Origin of the sequence: Rhodoferax sp. UBA5149, assembly GCF_002413825.1 — a bacterium.
Classification (GTDB): Bacteria; Pseudomonadota; Gammaproteobacteria; order Burkholderiales; family Burkholderiaceae_C; genus Rhodoferax.
In genome coordinates, this window is sequence record NZ_DHXT01000222.1 from 2,685 (window position 1) to 4,006 (window position 1,322).

Genomic DNA, 1,322 nt, shown 5'->3' on the forward strand with positions numbered 1-1,322 from the left:
CCCTTGTTGCGAAAGAACAGGCTGGTGAGCACCTGAAACTGGAAATTGGCGCGCAGCTTGACCTCGCCCAGCGCGGCGTTCATCGCATCGACCACAAAGCCGCAATCACGCGCCAAGTCTTCGAAGTCACGACGCAGGTCAAAATCGTTCACCATCTGCATCAGCACTTGTTGCAGGCTGGTCGGTGTCGGGTAGTACGCGCGGTAGGTGGGACGCGCCTCGGGCTCGCCGTTCTCGATGTATTCGGTGCTCACCGCCGGCCGCACAAAGATGAAATCATTGTGGAAATGGGTGCGGTGCAAAATCTTGGTGGTGACCGAATTGAAGAAGGTCTCGGCCAGCTCCGGCTGGTGGTGATTGACCAGCAAGCCGATGTAATGCAGCTTGACCTGGTGCCAGATGTCCATCGCTTGCTCACCGGCCTTGAACTCGCGCTCCAGCCGGGTCGAGGCCTCGCGCACCCGCAAGTCGTAGAACTCGATGCGTTCGCGCTGGGCGCGTTGCTGGCCGTGCCAGTCGGCGGTCTCGAAGCGGTGCTTGGCGCGGGCGGATTCGGTGCGAAACAGGCGGTAGTGGCGGTTGAAGCCATCCATCATGGCCTTGGCGATGTCGTAGGCCAGAGTGGAGTCAAGACGCTGTGGGAACATGATGGCCGAGAATTGTTTTTACAGGGAATGCACCCACCATCAACGCCGGGCGGCCGACACACCCGCGACGGCCGCACGGTAGAGGGACGCCATGCCCTCCATGCCGTCCAGCGTGACGTGCAGGTCTTGCAGCAGACCGTCCTTGAGGCCATAAACCCAGCCATGCAAGGCAACACGCTGGCCACGCGCCCAGGCATCCTGCAGCACCGTGGTGTGCGCCACATTCATCACTTGCTCGATGACATTGAGCTCGCACAATACATCCAGGCGCGCCGTGGCCGGCGTGGCGTCCAGCAGCGCGCTGTGCCGGTCACGCACGTCCTTGATGTGGCGCAACCAGTTGTCAGCCAGCCCCACGCGTAAATTCTCCAGCGCGGCGCGTACGCCACCGCAGCCATAGTGGCCCACCACCATCAGGTGCTCCACCTTGAGCTGGTCCACCGCAAACTGGATGGTGGACAGGCAGTTCAGGTCGGTCGGAACCACCACATTGGCCACGTTGCGGTGCACAAACACCTCGCCCGGCTCCAGCCCGGTGATCTGATTGGCCGGCACCCGGCTGTCGGAGCAGCCGATCCACATGTACTTGGGGTTCTGCTGGCTTTTCAGGCTGGTGAAGAAGCCGGGGCGCTCGCGCTCCATGCGCGCCGCCCAGGCGCGGTTATGGGTGAAGAG

2 protein-coding genes are annotated in these 1,322 nt (G+C 62.4%); both read right to left on the minus strand.

Annotated elements, in window-relative coordinates; all coding sequences use genetic code 11:
* Window positions 1-647 (minus strand): isocitrate dehydrogenase kinase/phosphatase AceK regulatory subunit (locus B3V69_RS19775; RefSeq protein WP_296449243.1); only part of this gene is annotated, 647 nt, incomplete at its 3' end.
* Between the two features lie 39 nt (window positions 648-686).
* The coding region (gene can / locus B3V69_RS19780) for a carbonate dehydratase (RefSeq protein WP_296449245.1) at window positions 687-1,322 on the minus strand (636 nt) is incomplete at its 5' end.